Source organism: Streptomyces sp. ISL-96 (assembly GCF_018614035.1).
GTDB lineage: Bacteria > Actinomycetota > Actinomycetes > Streptomycetales > Streptomycetaceae > Streptomyces.
In genome coordinates this window covers 1-18,766 of the sequence record NZ_JAGGPA010000081.1, presented here as the reverse complement: position 1 = coordinate 18,766, position 18,766 = coordinate 1, and the positions used below count along the sequence as shown (strand labels likewise).

General features: G+C 72.0%; 15 protein-coding genes. 7 read left to right on the top strand and 8 right to left on the bottom strand.

The annotated features are described in order from the left end of the window. Positions 1-73: 73 nt before the first annotated feature. The 6 genes from J7E96_RS34845 to J7E96_RS34820 form a co-directional block, all read right to left on the bottom strand. Positions 74-1,105, bottom strand: coding sequence for a glutamate ABC transporter substrate-binding protein (locus tag J7E96_RS34845; RefSeq protein ID WP_374196755.1), 1,032 nt, complete (start codon positions 1,103-1,105; stop codon positions 74-76). A gap of 36 nt (positions 1,106-1,141) precedes the next feature. Then, positions 1,142-2,491: a hypothetical protein gene (locus tag J7E96_RS34840; RefSeq protein WP_374196754.1), complete on the bottom strand. Its 1,350-nt coding sequence runs from the start codon at positions 2,489-2,491 to the stop codon at positions 1,142-1,144. 281 nt (positions 2,492-2,772) lie between these two features. Continuing rightward, entirely contained in the window at positions 2,773-3,744 is a 972-nt protein-coding gene (locus J7E96_RS34835; RefSeq protein WP_215137637.1) for a BadF/BadG/BcrA/BcrD ATPase family protein, read from the bottom strand. A 2-nt stretch (positions 3,745-3,746) separates the two neighbouring features. Beyond that, positions 3,747-5,012: a 6-phospho-beta-glucosidase gene (locus tag J7E96_RS34830; protein ID WP_215137578.1), complete on the bottom strand. Its 1,266-nt coding sequence runs from the start codon at positions 5,010-5,012 to the stop codon at positions 3,747-3,749. Positions 5,013-5,078: 66 nt separating this feature from the next. Then, positions 5,079-6,290, bottom strand: coding sequence for an ROK family transcriptional regulator (locus tag J7E96_RS34825; RefSeq protein ID WP_215137576.1), 1,212 nt, complete (start codon positions 6,288-6,290; stop codon positions 5,079-5,081). A gap of 170 nt (positions 6,291-6,460) precedes the next feature. Then, positions 6,461-7,519: a mechanosensitive ion channel family protein gene (locus tag J7E96_RS34820; protein ID WP_215137574.1), complete on the bottom strand. Its 1,059-nt coding sequence runs from the start codon at positions 7,517-7,519 to the stop codon at positions 6,461-6,463. Between the two features lie 240 nt (positions 7,520-7,759). On the opposite strand from J7E96_RS34820, the gene J7E96_RS34815 reads away from it, so the two are divergent. After that, positions 7,760-8,296 carry an HNH endonuclease gene (locus tag J7E96_RS34815; protein WP_214973800.1) on the top strand — a complete coding sequence of 179 codons (537 nt, stop codon included), beginning with the start codon at positions 7,760-7,762 and terminating at the stop codon, positions 8,294-8,296. A gap of 132 nt (positions 8,297-8,428) precedes the next feature. Here the strand turns inward: J7E96_RS34815 and J7E96_RS34810 are convergent, their stop codons facing one another. After that, positions 8,429-11,434: a beta-N-acetylglucosaminidase domain-containing protein gene (locus J7E96_RS34810; RefSeq protein WP_215137572.1), complete on the bottom strand. Its 3,006-nt coding sequence runs from the start codon at positions 11,432-11,434 to the stop codon at positions 8,429-8,431. A 197-nt stretch (positions 11,435-11,631) separates the two neighbouring features. On the opposite strand from J7E96_RS34810, the gene J7E96_RS34805 reads away from it, so the two are divergent. From J7E96_RS34805 to J7E96_RS34795, 3 genes are read left to right on the top strand one after another with little or no spacing between them, the layout of a single operon-like run. Further along, complete coding sequence (locus J7E96_RS34805; protein ID WP_214973797.1) at positions 11,632-11,907, top strand: hypothetical protein; 276 nt, start codon at positions 11,632-11,634, stop codon at positions 11,905-11,907. After that, positions 11,908-14,121: a 4-alpha-glucanotransferase gene (gene malQ / locus J7E96_RS34800; RefSeq protein WP_215137570.1), complete on the top strand. Its 2,214-nt coding sequence runs from the start codon at positions 11,908-11,910 to the stop codon at positions 14,119-14,121. It abuts the gene before it with no gap. 20 nt (positions 14,122-14,141) lie between these two features. Continuing rightward, complete coding sequence (locus J7E96_RS34795) at positions 14,142-14,375, top strand: hypothetical protein (protein ID WP_215137568.1); 234 nt, start codon at positions 14,142-14,144, stop codon at positions 14,373-14,375. Between the two features lie 130 nt (positions 14,376-14,505). Here J7E96_RS34795 and J7E96_RS34790 read toward each other — a convergent pair whose 3' ends face one another. Beyond that, on the bottom strand, positions 14,506-15,015 hold the full coding sequence (locus J7E96_RS34790) for a MarR family winged helix-turn-helix transcriptional regulator (RefSeq protein ID WP_215137566.1): 510 nt from the start codon (positions 15,013-15,015) through the stop codon (positions 14,506-14,508). Positions 15,016-15,158: 143 nt separating this feature from the next. Here J7E96_RS34790 and J7E96_RS34785 point away from each other — a divergent pair, with 143 nt between their 5' ends. From J7E96_RS34785 to J7E96_RS34775, 3 genes are all read left to right on the top strand, one after another. Further along, entirely contained in the window at positions 15,159-16,106 is a 948-nt protein-coding gene (locus J7E96_RS34785) for an EamA family transporter (RefSeq protein ID WP_215137564.1), read from the top strand. A gap of 75 nt (positions 16,107-16,181) precedes the next feature. Beyond that, positions 16,182-17,093, top strand: a complete 912-nt coding sequence (locus tag J7E96_RS34780; RefSeq protein WP_251070874.1) for a DMT family transporter — start codon at positions 16,182-16,184, stop codon at positions 17,091-17,093. 130 nt (positions 17,094-17,223) lie between these two features. Next, positions 17,224-18,132, top strand: a complete 909-nt coding sequence (locus J7E96_RS34775; RefSeq protein ID WP_215137562.1) for a LysR family transcriptional regulator — start codon at positions 17,224-17,226, stop codon at positions 18,130-18,132. Positions 18,133-18,766: the final 634 nt, after the last annotated feature.

Below are 18,766 nucleotides of genomic sequence, written 5' to 3'. Positions count from 1 at the left end.
ACCTCTCCGCTCTTCCGCTTCCCCGATGTACTGCTGTACGGCCCCGTGTCGTTCTGCCCAGGATTCAACCGGCTCAATTGTCCCGGTATTTCGGCTCCGGCGGCTTCTTGATGCCGGGCAGGTCGTCCTTCAGCCATTTGCCGTACGCCTTCATCCACGGACCGGTCTCGCCGCCCTCGCGGTAGTCGTCGAGGACCTGGTTCAGCCGGCGTACCAGGTCGTCGCTGCCGAGCTTCACCGCGACGCCGTAGTACTCCTGAGTAAACGGTTCGCCCTTGAGCTCGACCGCCGGGTCCTGCGCCGCCTGGCCGGCCGCCAGGGCGTTGTCCGTCACCACGGCGTCGACCTCGCCGAGCTGGAGCCGGACCAGGCAGTCCAGCTGGTTGGGCACGGTGAGACCTTCGAACTTCGCGCCGAACGACTTCGCGGCCAGCGCGTCGTACGCCGTCGAGCCCTTCGCCGTACAGACCTTCTTGCCGGCGAGTGAGGCGTCGTAGCCCTTGACCGTCGATCCCTTCGGGGCGAGCACCTGCTGCCCCGCCTCGAAGTAGGCGGTCGAGAACGCGACGTCCTTGATCCGGTTGCAGTTGACCGTCATCGTCCTGACGACGACGTCGACCCTGTCCTCCTGGAGGGCGAGGATGCGCTGATTGGTGGGAATCGCGCGGTAGATGACCTTGTCGGGGTCGCCGAGGATGTCCTCCGCTATGGCGCGCACGAGGTCGATGTCGAAACCTTCGAGGCCACCGGTGGCCGGATTACCGGTAGCCGAATTGCGGTAGCCCCAGCGGAAGCTGTTCTGATCGACGCCGGCGATCAGCTTGCCGCGCGCCTTGATCTTCTCGATCGCGGGGCCGTCCGCGTTGGAGGGCCGCAGGCTGCGCTCCGGCTCCTCGCAGATGTCCGCCCGTGCGGGGACGGCCCGCGCCACCCGCTGCCCCGCCGCGTCCGAGCCCTGCCCGTCCCCGGTGCCGTGGGAGAGCGGCAGCAGCGTCGCCGCGGCCGTCAGCGCGCAGGCCGCGGCCATGCCGGCCACGCCGCCCCAGCCGCGCAGCCTGCTGCCGGTACCGCCCCCGGCCCTGACCCTGCCGCCGGTCCTGGTCACCGCGCCTCCTCCCACCCGCATCGCCTGTTCACCTGTTCACCTGTACTCCGAAAGCCTGCGCCCGATGCCGAGCACAGCGCCCGCGGCGCCCAGGACCGCGAGGACCGCGGCGCCGAGCGGCAGCCCGGTGAGCGCGCCCCGGCTGCCCTCGGCGGCCCGGGTGAACTCCGCCTGCTCATGGGCGAGCGCCTTCTCCAGTGCCGCGTCGACCCCGTTGAAGCACTCGCCGGTGGAGCCCTTGACGCCGATGACCTTCGTCAGGGCACCTTTGTAGTCGCCGCCGTCGTCGGTGGCGCGCGCGGTGGTGTGCCGCTTGCGCCACTCGGCGGCCTTGGCGGTCGCGTCCGTCACGGGCCCGCTGCCCTGGGGGTCGTCGGCGAGCTCGCGCGCGTCCGCGAGGCGCTGCACGAGGACCTTCATGCCGTCGGCGTACTGCGATTCGTACAGGTCGCGCTTGCCGTCCTCGGCCAGTACGGCGCCGCGCGCGACGAGGGTGAGGTTTTCGTTGGCGCGGGCGTTGAGGGAGTTGATGCGCGCGTCGTTGAGGACTTCGAGCGACTTCTGGCCGTGGGCCATGGCGTCCTTGAGGTCGGCCCGCGCCACGGCATGCCCTGTGCCCAGCCACAACAGGACGACGGCGGAGGCGACGCTCGCGGCCACCAGACCGTGGTTCAACACCCGGTTCGTACACCGGTAATGGCGCCGCTGGGCCCAGGCGAGGCCGCCCAGTGCGAGGACTCCGAGCCCCAGCCCGACGAACGGCCACACCCGGGCGTCGTCGTAGTCGTCCCCGAGTCTGCTGGTCTCCGCCTTGTACAGCCGCTCGGCGGCGGGGAGCAGCTTGGTGGTCATGCGCTCGTTCGCGTACCGCAGGTAGGCGCCGCCGAGGGGCAGACCGAGGCGGTTGTTGGCACGGGCGCGTTCTATCAGGCCGGTGTACTGGGGGAGTTGGGTGTTGAGCGCGGCGATCTCGCGTCCGGAGGCGCTGGTGCTTTCCGTGTTGGCGGCGGCCTTCACGAGCAGCGCGGATGCGGTGGCGATGTCGTCCTCGTACCGCTCGCGCACGTCGTGCGGCTCCTGCGCTCCCGCCAGGAATCCGGCGGCGGCGGCGGAGTCGGCGTCGGCGAGGGAACGGTAGATGCTGGCGGCGTCGGCGCTCAGGGGCTGGCTGCGGGTGACCACGGCGTCGGCGGCGGCCGCGCGGTCGGAGATCTCCCAGGCGGTCGCCGCTCCGAAGGCGACGACGAGTGCGGCTACGAGGGCGCCGATGATGCGGAGCCGGCCGGGTTCGGTCGTGGCGCCGGCGCGCAGCCGGTCCACGCCTTCCGACCACGCGGTGCTGCGCGCGGGTGGTTGCGCTTCGCGCACATTCGGCGGGTGTGCCACTTGACCTCCCCCTCGGTCCCGGCAAGCAGTATGGCCGCAGGGGCCGGTATACACACCACGATTGACTGGATCTTGTGCCGATCAAGGCGCTTTGCGCGTTCTGACCCCCTCCTGTATACGCAGGGGGGACGGCTTCGGTTCCCTGCGGGGCTGATCCCCCCCGCACCATCCAGCCCCTCCGGCGTTTGAGGAGCGGGGTCTGGGGCAGCGCCCCAGTTCGGGAAGGGGCGGGTCGGGGAAAGCGCCGCAGGCACCGGAACCCGCCCCCGCACCCGTACCCGTCACGCGTAGTGCGCGCGCAACCGTTCACGCGCCGCAGGCCCGGCCGCCGTACGGTCAAGGCCCAGCAGCGCCGCCCCCAGCACCGGCGGTGCCGTCACCACGCGCAGTACCGCCTTCGGGGCCCGGTCCGACATCAGCGCCGCGATGCGGTCGTCCAGCTCCGGATGCCGGGCCGCCAGGACACTGCCCCCCAGCACCACAGGTGCCTCCTCGGCCAGCAGATCCAGCCGCCCGAGCGCCACCGTCGACATCGCGACCACCTCCTCCGCCTGGCGGTACACGATCGACCGGGCGACCCGGTCCCCCTCCGCGCTCACCGCGAAGAGCACGGGGGCCAGTTCATGCCGCCGCCCCGGTGCGATCCGCCCCAGATGCAGCGCCTCGATCAGCGCGTACATCGACGGCAGCCCGAAGTGCGCCGGCAGAGCGTGCGCCAGCTCCGTGCGCTCCCCCCGGCCGTCCTCCGCCCGCGCCGCGAACCAGATCGCCTCGTCCGCGAGCCCCCCGCCGCCGCCCCAGTCGCCGGAGAGCCGGCCGATCGCGGGGAAGCGCGCGGTGCGCCCGTCAGGCAGCATGCCGACGCAGTTGATGCCGGCCCCGCACACCACCGCGACGCCGCGCGGCTCGTCGACACCCGCCCGCAGGATCGCGAAGGTGTCGTTGCGGACTTCCGTCGTACGCCCCCACCCGCGCGCGTGGACGGCCGCCGCCAACTCCTCCTCCTCGCCCGGGAGATCGGCGTTGGCGAGGCAGGCGGAGACATGCCCGGCCCGCTCCTGGACCCCCGACTCCTCCAGCGCCCGCCCGACCGTCTCCGCCAGCGCGTCGACCGCCGCACGCACCCCCACCACCGGCGGCTGGAAGCCACCGCCGCGCGCGGCGCCCAGAACCGAACCGTCGGCCCCTACCACCGCCACATCCGTCTTGCTGTTACCCGCGTCGATGGCGATCACAGCTGCGTTCACGCCCACGCTCATGCCCACGCCAGGTGCTCCCGGTTGTGTGCGATCAGCCGGTCGGTGAGCCCGTCGGCGTACTCGAACTGGCCGATCAGGGGGTGTGCGAGCAGCGCCTTGAAGACGCGGTCGCGTCCGCCGCACAGCGCCGCTTCCAGGGCCAGGTCCTCGTACGCCGTCACATTCGCGATGAGCCCCGCGTACAGCGGGTCCAGCTCGGGCACGGCCAGCGGCGTGGCGCCCGTCCGGTCGACGCGCGCCTGGACCTCGATGACGGCGTCGTCCGCCAGAAAGGGCAGCGTGCCGTTGTTGTACGTGTTGACGACCTGCACCGGGCTGCCGCCGTTGCCCAGCAGTGACGCCGCCAGATCGACCGCCGCCTCCGAATAGAACGCGCCGCCGCGCTTGGCGAGCAGCGCGGGCTTCTCGTCCAGCGCCGGATCGCCGTACATGGCCAGGAGTTCCGCCTCCATCTTCGCCACCTCCGCCGCCCGCGACGGTTTCGTCCCGAGCTCCCTCACCACCTCGTCATGCGCGTAGAAATAGCGCAGGTAGTAGGACGGGACGACACCCAGCCGGTCCAGCACCGCGCGCGGCAGGTGCAGGTCGTCGGCGATCGCGTCACCGTGCTCGGCGAGCAGCTTCGGCAGCACGTCCTCGCCCTCGGGACCGCCGAGGCGTACCCCCAGCTCCCAGCTGAGGTGGTTGAGACCCACATGGTTCAGGTGTACGTCGGCCGGCGCCACCTCCAGCAGCTTCGCGAACTTCCGCTGGAAGCCGATCGCCACGTTGCACAGCCCGACCGCCTTGTGCCCGGCCTGGAGCAGCGCCCGCGTGACGATGCCGACGGGGTTGGTGAAGTCGATGATCCAGGCGTCCGGGTTCGCGCGGCGTACCCGCTCGGCGATGTCCAGGACGACCGGGACCGTGCGCAGCGCCTTCGCGAGACCGCCCGCGCCGGTCGTCTCCTGCCCGACGCACCCGCACTCCAGCGGCCACGTCTCGTCCTTGTCGCGGGCGGCTTGCCCGCCCACCCGGAGTTGCAGCAGCACCGCGTCGGCGCCCGCGACGCCCGCGTCGACGTCGGAGGTGGTCGTGATGCGGCCCGGGTGGCCCTGCTTGGCGAAAATGCGCCGGGCGAGGCCGCCGACCAGGTCCAGGCGGTCGGCGGCCGGGTCGACGAGGGTGAGCTCCTCGATCGGGAGGGTGTCCCGCAGGCGGGCGAAACCGTCGATCAATTCGGGGGTGTAGGTGGAGCCGCCCCCCACTACTGCGAGTTTCATCCCAAGCTCCTTCCGTTCTGACTGTCCGTGGCCTGTTAACGAGTCTGGTGAGTTAGTGAGAAAGGGCTAACGGGAGGTGGTGTCGAAGACCTCGTCGCGAGTGGTGGCGAGGGCGCTCTCCAACGCCCCGCGCAGTACGGGCTCTTCCTGTACGGAGCCGATGACGAGCCTGCGCCGGGGGGCGGCGAGCTCGGCCAGCTCCGACTGGACCAGCGCGCGCAGTGGTTCGCCGCCGGCGACGAGAACCCCGCCGGACAGCACGATCAGCTCGGGGTCGAGGAGCGCCACCATGGAGGCGAGGCCGGTCGCGAGCCCCGTCGCGAAGGCCTGGAGGAGTTCCTGGTACGGCCCGTCGGTGGCCCCGGATGCCTCGCTGAGCAGCGCGATGGCCTCGTCGCTGTACGTCTCACCGGGCGGCACCGCGATGCCGAGCTCCCGGGCCAGGCGGGGCACTGCCTGGCCGCCCGCCAGCTCCTGGAAGCCGCCGGAGTTGGCCTTCGTCACCCGGCGTACGAGCGGAGTGCCCGGCACCGGCATGAACCCGACCTCACCGGCGCCACCCGTCCAGCCACGGTGCAGCTGCCCTCCGATCACCAGCGCGGCACCGAGGCCACCGTGGTTCCACAGCAGGACGAAGTCCTGATGTCCCCGGGCGGCGCCCAGCCGCTGCTCGGCGACGGCGGCGAGGTTCACGTCGTTCTCGTACTCGATGGGCATGGGCAGCGCGGCCGCCAGGTCGTCGAGCAGGGTGGGGGAGTGCCAGCCGGGCAGGTGGGAGGCGTACCGCAGGCGCCCGGTGCCGGGGTCGAAGGCGCCGGGTGTGCCGATGACGACGCGGTGCACGTCGGCCCTTACGAGCCCGGCGGCCTTCACCGCGCCGTCGACTGCGTCGGTCACCAGGCGTACGACGGACTCGGCGCGACGGCCGGGGGTCCGGATTTCGTATGCGCCGACAGTCGTGCCCGTGATGTCGGCCACGGCGGCGCGGATGCGCTGCGGCGTCACGTCGAGGCCGGCGACGTGCGCGGCGCGCGCGTTGACGGCGTACAGCTGCGCGTTCGGTCCGGGGCGTCCCTCGGTCGTACCGGTGGCGACGACGAGGCCGGCGGCCTCCAGGCGGACGAGCAGCTGGGAGGCGGTGGGCTTGGACAGCCCGGTGAGCTTGCCGATTCTGGTACGGGAGAGCGGCCCGTGCTCCAGGAGCAGGTCGAGGGCGGCGCGGTCGTTCATCGCCCGCAGAACGCGCGGCGTGCCTGGCATACCTGAAGCTCCGACCATGACGATGCACGAACCCTTCGCTACCGGCTGCACCAGCACTGTTAGGTAAGTTTCCTTTCAGTTGCCATGAAGGTAGGGCGCCCGTAAGTCGGTCGTCAAGAGCCGTCCACGCACAGCGGCCCCGCGGCAACCAGAGGGCTACCTGCGGGGCCGCTGAAAGGGCGTAACGACTACTTGGTGAGGGGCGACGCCGCGACGGACTGCGGGGACGTCGGGCTGGCCAGTGCGGACGGCGCCGACATGCCCGCCGTCGGGTCGGCCGGCGTACCGTCCTCGCCGAGCAGCACCGGGCCGCCGACGATCCGGATGCCGGCGCGGTCGAAGGCCTGCTTGATGCGCCAGCGCAGTTCACGCTCGACGCGGAGCGCCTTGCCCGGCATGGTCTTGGCGGAGACGCGTACGACCATCGAGTCGAGCAGCACCGAGTCCAGGCCCAGCACCTCGACGGGTCCCCACAGCAGCTCGCTCCACGGGTCCTCCTTGGCGAACTCCTCGGCGGTGTCGGCGATGACCTGGCGTACGTGGTCCAGGTCCTCCGACGGGCGCACCTGTACGTCGATTCCGGCCGTGGCCCAGCCCTGGCTGAGGTTGCCGATGCGCTTGATCTCGCCGTTGCGGACGTACCAGATCTCGCCGTTGTCGCCGCGCAGCTTCGTCACGCGCAGGCCGACCTCGATGACCTCGCCGGACGCGACGCCCGCGTCGATGTTGTCCCCGACGCCGTACTGGTCCTCAAGGATCATGAAAACGCCGGAGAGGAAGTCGGTGACCAGGTTCCGCGCACCGAAACCGAGCGCCACGCCGGCGACACCCGCCGAGGCGAGGAGTGGCGCCAGATTGATGTTGAGCGCGCCGAGCACCATCAGGGCGGCCGTACCGAGGATCAGGAACGAGGCGACCGACCGCAGCACGGATCCGATCGCCTCCGAGCGCTGACGGCGGCGCTCGGCGTTCACCAGGAGGCCGCCGAGCGCGGTGCCCTCGACCGCCTGGGCGCTGCGGTTCATGCGGGATATCAGCTTGGTGAGGGAGCGGCGGATGACCGTACGCAGCACCGCGGCGATCACGACGATCAGCAGAATGCGCAGGCCGACGCTCAGCCACGTGGACCAGTTCTGCTCGACCCAGCTCGCGGCGTTGTTCGCCTTCTGCGCGGCCTCGTCGAAGGTGACTGGCTCAGGTGACGTCGGCGACGTGGGGTCGGCGGCCGAGAGGACGGACCAGAGCACGCGGGTACCTCCAGGCGGGACGGGACGACAGCAGACCAACCACACTAACGGGGCATCCTGCTCAGTCCGGCGCTGTGTTCGAGGGAGAGACAAGGCTCACCAGGGAATGACGGTGGTGTGGTCGAAAACACTCCCAGCCCGTTACCCGGACGTGGTGGCGTTTCGACCAGGGGTGAGGGGAGACTGAGAGCAGTTCGTCCCGGCGCGAGCCACGCGCCGCCGGCGTAATAGGAGGCATCCGTGCCGCATGTCCTGGTCCTCAATGCGTCGTACGAGCCGCTCGGCGTCGTACCGCTCCGCCGCGCGCTCGTCCTCGTACTGGAGAACAAGGCTCTCTGCCTCGAGGAATCCGGCGCCTTCATGCACAGCGCGACTCGCGCTGTCCCCGCACCCAGCGTCGTGCGGCTGAAACGGTTCGTGCGGGTCCCCTACCGGGGGCCCGTTCCACTCACCCGCCGTGCGCTCTTCGCCAGGGACGGCGGGCGCTGCATGTACTGCGGTGGTGTCGCAACCAGCGTCGACCACGTCGTTCCGCGCAGTCGTGGGGGTCAGCACGCCTGGGAGAACGTGGTGGCGGCGTGTCGCCGCTGCAATCACGTCAAGGCCGACCGGCACCTGATGGAGCTCGGCTGGCGGCTGCGGCATCAGCCCGCTCCGCCGTCCGGCCTGGCCTGGCGGATCATCGGGACCGGGCATCGGGATCCGCGCTGGCTGCCGTACTTGCAGCCGTTCGGCGCGGACGACGCACTGGCTCGGATCGACGGCGTTTCGGCCTGAGGCGAACTGGGGCTCCGCCCCGGACCACACTCCTCAAACGCCGGAGGGGCTGAAAGTCGCCCAGGAGGCGAAAATCCAGCCCGTCCGGCGTTTGAGGACGCCCCGTGCAGCGGACGTCGCGCCCGCCGGTCGCTAGTCGGTGTCGGCCACCGCGTACGCCTCGACCCCGAACAGCGAGTAGCCGAACGGCAGCGCCCGCTCATCGCACTGCACCCGCACGAACCGCACGCCCTCCGCGTCCATCCGAACCGCCTCGCGCCCGCCCTGCCCGTCCCTGACGGTCGCCGCCGTGCGCCATGTGCGGCCGTCCTGCGACACCTGGATGCGGTACTTCTTCGCGTACGCCTCCTGCCAGTGCAGGACGACCTGCCCGAGCCGCACCGGCTCCGCCAGCTCCGTCTGCCACCACGCGGAGCGGCCTATCGGCGAGGTCCACCGGGTCGACGGGTCGCCGTCGGCGGCGTTCGTCGCCGGGAAGTCGGCGGTCTCGTCGCCGGACGACGACACCCGCGCGCCCTGGCCCCGGACGAGATCGGGCCCGCCCGTACGCGGGAAAGCCCGCACCGTGAGGACACTGTCCTGCCCGTCGAAGGACACCGGCACCTTGTACTCGCCGGCCCGCACCGCCTTGTCGACCCGGACATCGAGCGGCACGGCAGTGGACGCGCCGCGCGGCACCGTCGTAGCCAGGGGGGCCCGCACCTCGATGCCCTTCGGCGCCTCGGCCGTCAGCCGCCCCCGCACCTCCGCGGGACGCTGCCCGGTCAGCCGTACCGTGACGCGCTCCGGCCGGCTCCCGCCGATCTCCGCGTCCGTCTCGCTCCGCTCCAGCCGCAGCCCGGCCCGCGGCTCGTCCGCGAACCAGGGCACCACGCGGTGCACCACAGGAGCGCCGCCGTCGCCCGCCGCGTCCCACCTCAGGCGTACGGCGTCGACCCGCGCGCCCCCCGCGTCCGTCTGCGTCCAGCCGGTGCCGGAGAGCGTGCCGACGCGCCGCCAGCCCTGGCCCTGGACATGCGCCTCGACGGCCGCGCCCTCGCCCGTACCCGGCTCGGTCATGGCGGTCAGCGCCTCGACGGGACGCGCCCGGTCGAGCCGTACGGTGTACGAGCCGGCGTCCTCGGCGACGCTGCCGGCCTTGCGGTCCGCGCCGGTCCAGGCATCCGCCGCCTTGACGGCCTTCGCCAGGAAGGGGTCGAGCACACCCTTGCCGACGGTGACCCGGCTCGCCTTCAGGGAGCCGCGCAGCGCCTCCAGGTCCAGCGAGGCGCGCCACGCGGCCGGCCCGTCGCCGCGCGCCTGCGCCTGGAGCAGGTCGACGGACAGCTCGCCCGCCCTCCCGTACCGCGCCAGCTGCTCGGTCCACGGCCGTACCTCGTCGTCGAAAGCGCCGCCCGCCGAGCCCTGGAGCCGCAGCGGCGCCTCGCGCATCACCGTGAAGGCGTCGCGCAGCTTCTTCGCCGCCGTGTCCCGTACGCCCTGGTCGCCGGACGTACGCGCGCGCCAGAAGCCGTCGATGAGCGGCCGCAGATACGCCGATTCCTCGCCGCCCAGCACGGACGACGCGTCATTGCCCGCCAGCGCCCGCATCGCCTCACGGGCCGTGGCGTCGCCGCCCGCGAGGTCGTCCATCGCGGCCTGCCAGGACTCCTGCGGCTGGTAACCGCGCGGGTTCCAGGCGTAGTCGGCGGACGTGAAGAGCGGGATGCGGGAGGCGGACGCCTGCTCCATGGCGTTGGCGAGGAGGGCGGAGGAGCCGGTCGCGACGGCGGGCTCCCGGCCCTGGTAGGGGCCGAGGAAGATGCGGTCCTGCGCGTAGTCGTTGACCGGGTAGTTGTCCATCGTCACCAGCGGATGCCGGAACGCGTCGCGCGCACCCGCCAGTTCGCGGCCGGTGATCGTCCGCGGTACGACGCCGACGCCTGTCCACGCGACGTGCACCCCGCCGTCCAGCTCGGCGGCGAGCGCCTGCCGGTAGTCGGTGTCGCCCTCCTGGTAGAACTCCGTCGGCATCATGGACAGCGGCTCGGACCCCGGGTGCCGCTCCGCAAGGTGCCTCGCCACCGCGTTGGCCACCCGCGCGTGCGCCTTCGCCGCCGCCTGTGGCCCCGACCCGAAGGTGTCCGCGTCCGCGCCGCAGTGCCACTCGCTGTAGCTGACGTCCTGGAACTGGAGCTGGAAGGAGCGCACACCGAGCGCCCACATCGCGTCGAACTTGCGGTTCAGAGCCCTGATGTCGTCGTCGGACGACATGCACAACGCCTGCCCGGGCGCCACGGCCCAGCCGAGCGTCACATGGCTGCTGCGGGCCCGCTCGGCGAGCGCCCGGAAGCCGGCGCGCTGGTCGGCCGGGTATGGGTCGCGCCAGCGGGCCTGGCGGTACGGGTCGTCGCCCGGCGCGTAGAGGTATCGGTTCTGCTTGGTACGGGCCATGAAGTCGACCTGGGCGAGGCGCTGTTCGCGGGTCCACGGCTGCCCGTAGAAGCCCTCGGTCATGCCGCGTACGGCCGTCCCCGGCCAGTCGCGGACGACGACTCCCGCGATCCGCTTCCCCTGGTCCCCGGAGTCGGGGCCTGTCACCAGCTGGCGCAGGGTCTGCGCGGCGTGGAAGAGGCCGTCGTCGCCGATGCCGTCGAGCGCGACCGTGTCCCGTCCGCCGACGCTGCCGACGGCTATCCGGTAGCCGCCGGACGGCAGATCGGCGCTTTCGGGTGCGCGCAGGGCGCGCAGCGCGTCGTTCGCGCCGGCGCCTCCCGCCCGTACGACCAAGCCACGCGCGGGCAGCGGCAGCGGCTCATCGGGCCGCACGGTGTACAGCGTCTTCACGCCCGCGTCGCGCAGTACCCCTTCGAAGGCCTTCATGGCGTACGGATCGGTGCCCGCCTCCGCGACGAGCACCGCTTCCTCGCTCACCCGCACCGACTGGCCGGCCGCCCGTATGGACTGCGGGCGCGGCCACACGGAAGGCACGGCGGCGTCGCTCTCGCGGTCGGGCTTCGTGGCGGCGGGGGCGCCGGGGTCGGGTTCGGGGTTGGAGGGGGCGGCGAACGCCCCGTGCGCACCACCGAGCAGACCACCGATCACGGCCACCGCGACGGCGGTCGCGCCTTTCACGCCTCTCCTGCGCCCCAACTGCACGGCCGTCTCCTCAGTCGCGTCAGTCTCTCCTGTGGGCCCCGAGCCCACCACCCGCCCGCCCGGGTGTCAATTTCCACAGGAGTTTCGTGAGGGGAACTTGGTGTGACGCGGGACACGTTGATGGAAGGTATACGTCTGCGGCCGTGTCTATTGGGTAGGGCTGCTGTGTCCATGTAGCCCACCGTAGGGAGGCCCCTGTGGCCGCTGCACAGCTTCTCCTCTCCGCCCTGTCCAAACCGGTGCCCGCTCCCCGCGCGGATCTCGCCCCCGTGTTCCCCCTTGATCCGGCGTTCCCCCTCGACGCCGGATTCGCCGAGCCGCTGCTCACCACCGAGCCGCCCCTGACCAGCGAACCCCCGATGGCCGACGCCGCACCGCTCACCAGTGAGCCCCCGATGGCCGATGCCGCCCCCCTGACCAGCGAACCGACCGCCCATGGCACGGCATCGGGCGTGGAGCCCACGGGGGTCTAGATGGGCCTTGCCCGGCTCGCGGCCCTGCATGGCGTCGCCACGTCCTACCAGCCGTCGGCGCACCGCACGCTCCAGGTCCCCGACGACACGGTGGTGGCTGTGCTGGCGGCCCTGGGCGTCGACGCGCGTACGCCCGAGGCGGTACGTACGGCCCTCGAAGCCCACGAGGCCGCCGCCGCCCGCCGTCTGCTGCCCGCCACAGTGGTGTCCTGGACCGGCCCGGACGGGTCCCAGCCGCCGCCTGCCCTCACCGGGCTGCCGGCGGGGACGCGGCTGCGGGTGGAGACGGAGCAGGGGCCGGCGGTGGAGTGGGAGATCGCGTCGCCCGGCCCGCCTTCGCCCGGCGCGCCGCCGGATGCGGCGCCCCGCGAGGACGCCGCTCCCGAGGAGGCGCCCGGACCGGGGGCCGGGGGCGGGGTGGCTCCGCCGTCCGCCGCGAGCGAGGGCTGGGGGCAGTTGCCGCTCGGGGTGCACCGGCTGGGCGTGCGTACGCCGGAGGGGGCGCAGGACGCCGCCACGCTCGTCGTCGCGCCCGCCCGTGTCCCGCAGCCCCCCGGCCGCACGTACGGCTTCATGGTCCAGCTCTACTCCCTCCTCTCCCGGCGCTCCTGGGGCATGGGCGACCTCGGTGACCTCGCCGAGCTCGCCGCCTGGTCCGGGCGCTCGCTGGGCGTCGGCTTCGTGCAGATCAACCCGCTGCACGCGGCCGTCCCCGGTACGCCCACCGACCCGTCGCCGTACCGCCCCTCCTCGCGCCGCTTCCCCGACCCCGTACACCTGAGGGTCGAGGACGTTCCGGAGTGCGCCCATGTCCCGGCGGCGGACCGCGCACGCATCGACGAGCTGCTGGAGCGGGCCGCGACCCTGCGCGACGGCGTACTCAACAAAGGCGAGCTGATCGACCGCGACGCCGTCTGGCAGCTCAAGAAGGAAGCCCTGGAGCTCGTACGGTCCGTCCCGCTCGGCCCCGGCCGCCGCGCCGCCTACTGCGACTTCCTGGCCGAGCAGGGCACGGCCCTGGAGGACCACGCCACGTGGTGCGCGCTCGCCGAGGTGTACGGGCCCGACTGGCACGCCTGGCCGGCCGAGCTGCGCGACGACCCGCACTCGGCCGCCGTCGAGCGTGCCCGTAACGACCTCTACGACCGCGTCGACCTGCACGGCTGGCTGGCCTGGCTCACCGACTCCCAGCTGGCCGCCGCCCAGCACACCGCCCGCGCGGCGGGCATGCCCGTCGGCATCGTCCACGACCTCGCCGTCGGCGTGCACCCCGGCGGCGCCGACGCCTGGGCGCAGCAGGAGGCGTACGCGCGCGGCATGTCGGTCGGCGCCCCGCCGGACGCCTTCAACGCGCTCGGCCAGGACTGGGGCCTGCCCCCGTGGCGCCCGGACGTCCTGGCCGCCGCCGCGTACGGCCCCTTCCGCGGCCTGCTGCGCGGGCTGCTGCGCAACGCGGGGGCCCTGCGGATCGACCACGTCATGGGACTGTTCCGCCTGTGGTGGGTCCCGGAGGGCCGCCAGCCGACGGAAGGGACGTATGTCCGCTACGACGCGGAGGCGATGCTCGCCGTACTCGCCCTGGAGGCACACCTGGCGGGCGCGAGCGTCATAGGGGAGGACCTGGGGACGGTGGAACCGGGTGTGCGCGACGTGCTTGCCGAGCGCGGCGTGTCCGGTACGTCCGTGATGTGGTTCGAGCGCGACTGGACCGGTACGGGCGAACCGCTGCCCCCGGAGAACTGGCGCGAGCACTGCCTGGCCACGGCCACCACGCATGACCTGCCGTCCACCGCCGCCCGGCTGACGGGCGAGCATGTGGCGCTGCGCCACCGCCTCGGGCTGCTCACGCGCCCGCTGGAGGAGGAGCGGGCCGAGGCGGCCGTGGAGGTGGCCGACTGGCTGTCGTACCTGGCCAGGCTCGGTCTGCTGCCGGAGGGGGCGGGCGACGAGGAGGGCGAGATCCGCGCCGTGTACCGCTTCCTGCTGCGTACCCCGGCCCGCATGATCGGCATCTGGCTGCCGGACGCGGTGGGCGACCGGCGGCCGCAGAACCTGCCGGGCACCTGGGACCAGTACCCCAACTGGCGCCTGCCCGTGGCCGACGCGGAGGGGCGGCCCGTAACCCTGGAGGAACTGGCCGCGTCGCCGCGCCTGCACGACCTGATCGCCGCCTTCCGGACGCGTACGGCACCCCCGGGCGCGCGGTCCTGTTAGGCGTTCGCTACGTTTGCACCGTGGACAAGAAGAACGCCCTGCGCGCCGGCGCCGTCGCGGCCGGTACGACGCTGATGATGCTGCTCATGTCGTCCCCCGCCCTCGCGCTCACGCCCGACGACGGCGACGACCCGGGTCCCGGCCTGAGTGTGGCCGAGACGCTCGGCTGGTATGTCGTGGCTCCGATCGCGCTGTTCGCGCTGATCGCGGGTCTCGTGATGGTGCTGGACAAGTCCAAGAAGCAGACCCGCTGACAACACCTTTCTGAACGTTTCCTGAGGGCGCCTCCGTCCGTACGCGCGTGATCGCCGCGTACGGACGGAGGCGCCCTCGCGTTTTTTCTACTTTTCTACGCTTTCCCTACGGGCGGGTCGAACGCTTTCCCTACAGGCGGGTCGAACCGGCCAGCAGTTGCCGCAGCAGCTCCTGGAGCTGCTCCACCTGCCCCTCGCCGAACCCTTCGAGCGCCTCGTGCTGAATCTCCAGGCCGGCCACCACCGCCTCGTCGACGATGGCGAGGCCGCGCTCCGAGAGCGTCACCCGCAGCCCGCGCCGGTCGTGCGGATCGGGGCTGCGGCGCAGTAGCCCGGCCCGCTCCAGCTTGTCGAGCCGGCCTGTCATTCCGCCGGTCGTCAGCATCAGCGTCGCGGAGAGCTGGCGCGGTGAGAGCGTGTACGGCTCACCGGACCGGCGCAGCGTCGCGAGGACGTCGAACTCGCCGCGTGAGATCCCGAACTGGGCGTACGCCTTCTCGATGCGGTCGCCCATCGCGCGTGCGATCCGGTAGATGCGTCCGAAGACGGCCATCGGAGCGGTGTCGAGGTCGGGGCGCACCTCGGCCCACTGGGCGGTGATGGCGTCGACGGGGTCCTTGTCCTTGGCTGCCGTGGTCATGACCGCAGTATCCGAGGAGTCCAGGTCGGCCGCAAGAAAGTTGCTTGACGCAAAGTAGCTTAGAGCTAAGCTAGCTATAAGCTACTTCCAACCAACCTACTTTCCTGCCTACTTTGGAATGAACTTCGGGGGTCCGAGCAGTCATGAACCGTGCCGGGACGATCGCGCTCACCGCACTCGCGCCCATCTCATGGGGCTCGACGTACGCCGTCACCACCGAATTCCTCCCACCCGACCGCCCGCTCTTCACCGGCCTGATGCGCGCCCTGCCCGCCGGGCTCGCGCTGCTCGCCATCGCCAGGACGCTGCCGCGCGGCGTGTGGTGGGGCAAGGCGGCCGTGCTCGGGGCGCTGAACATCGGGGCGTTCTTCCCGCTGCTCTTCCTCTCCGCGTACCGGCTGCCGGGCGGGATGGCGGCGGTCTTCGGCTCGCTCGGACCGCTGTGGGTGGCCGGGCTGGCGGTCCTGCTGCTGAGCGAGAAGCCCACCGTACGCACCCTGCTGACCGGGATCGCGGCGGCGCTGGGCGTGAGCCTGGTGGTGCTGCGCGCCACCGCCGCACTGGACACGACCGGTGTACTGGCCGCGCTTGCCTCCTCCGCTTCGATGGCGGCGGGCATCGTACTGACCAAGCGCTGGGGGCGGCCCGAGGGTGTGGGCCCGCTCGTGATGACCGGCTGGCAGCTGACCGCGGGCGGGCTGCTGATCGCGCCCGTCGCGTTCCTGGTGGAGGGCGCGCCGCCGGCGCTGGACGGCCGGGCCGTGGCCGGATACCTCTACATGGCGCTGGTCAACACGGCGGTCGCGTACTGGCTGTGGTTCCGCGGCATCGGCCGGCTCACGGCGACCTCGGTGACCTTCCTCGGCCCTCTGTCGCCGCTGACCGCGGCGGTCATCGGCTGGGCGGCGCTGGGGGAGGCGCTGACGCCGGTGCAACTGGTGGGGATGGCGATCGCGTTCGGGGCGACGCTGCTGGGTCAGATCAAGTCTTCTTCTTCGCGAGCGGAAAGACCTTTTAGACTTTTTAGCTCACCTGAACAGAATGATCGGAAACATTCGATGGACCTGATGAATGATGCGGTGCGACGGTAGAACCCGCAACCAAGAACCACGATTGAGGGGACACCAGTGGCAGTCCGGGACCGCGTCCGTATCAGCAGCGAGCCGTTGGCGGGGGAGAGGGGGCGGCCGGGGCGAACGGAGAAGGCGGCGGCCGTCGGTCTCGTCCTTGCGGCCGTCGCGACGGTCGTCTGGTCCGGCAGCTTCGTCACCTCCCGCGCCCTCCACGACTCCGTCCCGCCCGTGCAGGCGGCGTTCTGGCGCTGGGTTGTGGCGATCGTAGCCGTGGCCCCCTTCGCGGCCCGCGAGGCCTGGCGCCAACGGGCCCTGTTGCGACGCCACTTGGGATTCGTGACCCTGGCCGCCCTCCTCGGCGTAACCGTCTACAACACCCTCGTCAACCAGGCCGGGCTTTCCACCTCCGCAGGCAACATGGGCATGATCATGGCCGCCTCGCCGGTCCTGATGGCCCTCTACGAACGCCTGGGCGGCGCCCGCCTCGGTGCCCGGCGCACCATCGGCATGCTGGTGGCCGGTGCCGGGGTGCTGTTGCTGGTCAGCAAGGGTTCGACGGCCATGAACTTCGCCGCCGGTGACCTGTGGATGCTGGCGGCGGCGGTCTGCTTCGGCTCCTACAGCGCGCTGCTGCGCCGCAAGCCGACGGAGATCGGCGGACTGGCTTTTCTCTTCAGTACGTTCGTGCTCGGTGCGCTGATGCTGCTGCCGGCGTACGTCGTGAGCCTGATGCTCCAGGGCGGCTTCGAGCCGACGGCGGGAACCGTCGGCCCTCTCGTCTACGTTGGTGTCTTCTCCTCCGCGGTGGCCTTCTTCGCCTGGAACAAGGCGGTCGCGCTGATCGGCGCGGCGAGGGCGGGCGTCATCTACTACCTCCAGCCGGTGTGCGTGGCCCTGCTGTCCTTCGCCCTGCTGGGCGAGGCGACGGGCCCGATGCAGATCGTGTGCATGGCGCTGATCCTGGGCGGAGTGATGCTGGGGGCGGGCCGCGGCGGGAGGCGGTGAGCGGCGGGGCGGGGGTGACGGGTGGGTCGGGGTGACGGTTGGGTCGGGGGTACCGGGTACCGGGCGCGTCGGGGTGACGGGTGGGAGAACGGACCCGGTGGTGGCGACGGACCGGGATAGATTCCGTCCCATGATCGAGTGGGACATCAAGAAGCTGCGGATCCTGCGGACCCTGCGCGACCGGGGGACAGTGACCGCGACGGCCGAGGCGTTGCTGATGACGCCGTCGGCCGTTTCGCAGCAGCTGTCGAACCTCGGCAAGCAGCTCGGCGTACCCCTGCTGGAGGCGCACGGGCGGCGGGTACGTCTCACGGACGCGGCGCACTTGGTGCTGCGGCACGCGGAAGCGGTCTTCGCGCAACTGGAGCAAGCGGACGCGGAGTTGACGGGCTACGTGCGGGGGGAGGCGGGGGAGGTGAGGGTCGGGGCGTTCTCAACCGCTGTGCCGGCGCTGGTGGTGCCGGCGGTGCAGCGGCTGCGTACGACACATCCCGCGCTGGAGGTACGAGTGCGGGAGGCGGAGGCGGCGGAGGCGTACGAACTGCTGGCGAGCGGGGCGGTGGACCTGGCGCTGTCGCTGGCGGCGCACGCGCCGACCGCCCGAGACCCCAAACTGGCCCGCGTACCGCTGCTGGCGGACCCGCTGGACGTGGCGCTCCCGGCGGGACATCCGCTGGCGGCGGCGCCGGGGCTGAGGCTGGCGGACCTCTCGGGGGAGCCGTGGATCTTCGGCGGGAGCGGGCCGTGGTCGGAGATCACACGCCACGCGTGCGAGGCGGCGGGCTTCGTACCGGAGCAGGCGCACAGCGCCGCCGGCTGGACGGCGATCCTGGCCATGGTCGAGGCAGGGATGGGCGTGGCACTGGTCCCGCGGATGGCGGCGGCGGAGCGGCGTACGGGGGTGGTGATGCGGGTCCTGAGCGCGGACCAGCCCCAGCGCCACGTGGTGGCGGCGGTACGCCGAGGCGCGGAAGCGGGCCCGGCGGTGGCCCGCGTGCTGTCGGCCCTGCGCGAGGTGGCAGCGGCACGGCAACCGTGACGGGGGTGGTAACCAAGGATCGCTTCTGGGGGTTTCGGGCCGTCCCGGGCGCTCGAGTGTCGGTGGGCCGTGACGGCGCGTCAAGGGCGCTCCGGCGTCGCGTCGCTACGCGATGTGCCTTCGGCCCACCCTTGACCCGCCGCCCCGGCCCACCGCTGACGCTTGTAGGGGGACGGCCCAAAGAAAAACGCCCTGCACGGGGGCTCGGGGAGTGGCGCGGGTGGGTTCGGTGGCTGTCGGGTGAGTGGGTGGGGCGCATGAGGTCTATGGGGTGGCCCGGCCCCAGCCTCGGCGGCTGCGGCGACGGCCGTTGGTGCACGATCCCCATTCCCACGCACACGAGCACCCACGAGGGCGGCCGGTTGCTCTGCCGGGCCGACGTGCGGACTCATGACTGCGCGGGTAGGACGCGACAGTTGAATGGGGCGACTCGGGTGGGTGTGGCGTCCGCCCCGTCCCGTGGTCAGTTGGGCCGCAAGCAGGTTGCTGGTGTGGGTGGGTGGAGGGGCGTCCAGGAGTCGGCGGTGCTGCCGACGGCTTGGCCGTACGAACGACCGGGCTCGCAGGCCAGCTCGCGTGGCGCTCAGCCCCATTTCGAGTGCACTGGGCAGGATGTTGAACGACTCTGAAGATG

Excerpts from the sequence above, each read along its gene's own strand:
- J7E96_RS34830 (WP_215137578.1), bottom strand. The coding sequence starts at position 5,012 with ATGAAACTCGCAGTAGTGGGGGGCGGCTCCACCTACACCCCCGAATTG.
- J7E96_RS34825 (WP_215137576.1), bottom strand. The coding sequence starts at position 6,290 with ATGGTCGGAGCTTCAGGTATGCCAGGCACGCCGCGCGTTCTGCGGGCG.
- malQ (WP_215137570.1), top strand. The coding sequence starts at position 11,908 with ATGGGCCTTGCCCGGCTCGCGGCCCTGCATGGCGTCGCCACGTCCTAC.
- J7E96_RS34790 (WP_215137566.1), bottom strand. The coding sequence starts at position 15,015 with ATGACCACGGCAGCCAAGGACAAGGACCCCGTCGACGCCATCACCGCC.
- J7E96_RS34785 (WP_215137564.1), top strand. The coding sequence starts at position 15,159 with ATGAACCGTGCCGGGACGATCGCGCTCACCGCACTCGCGCCCATCTCA.
- J7E96_RS34775 (WP_215137562.1), top strand. The coding sequence starts at position 17,224 with ATGATCGAGTGGGACATCAAGAAGCTGCGGATCCTGCGGACCCTGCGC.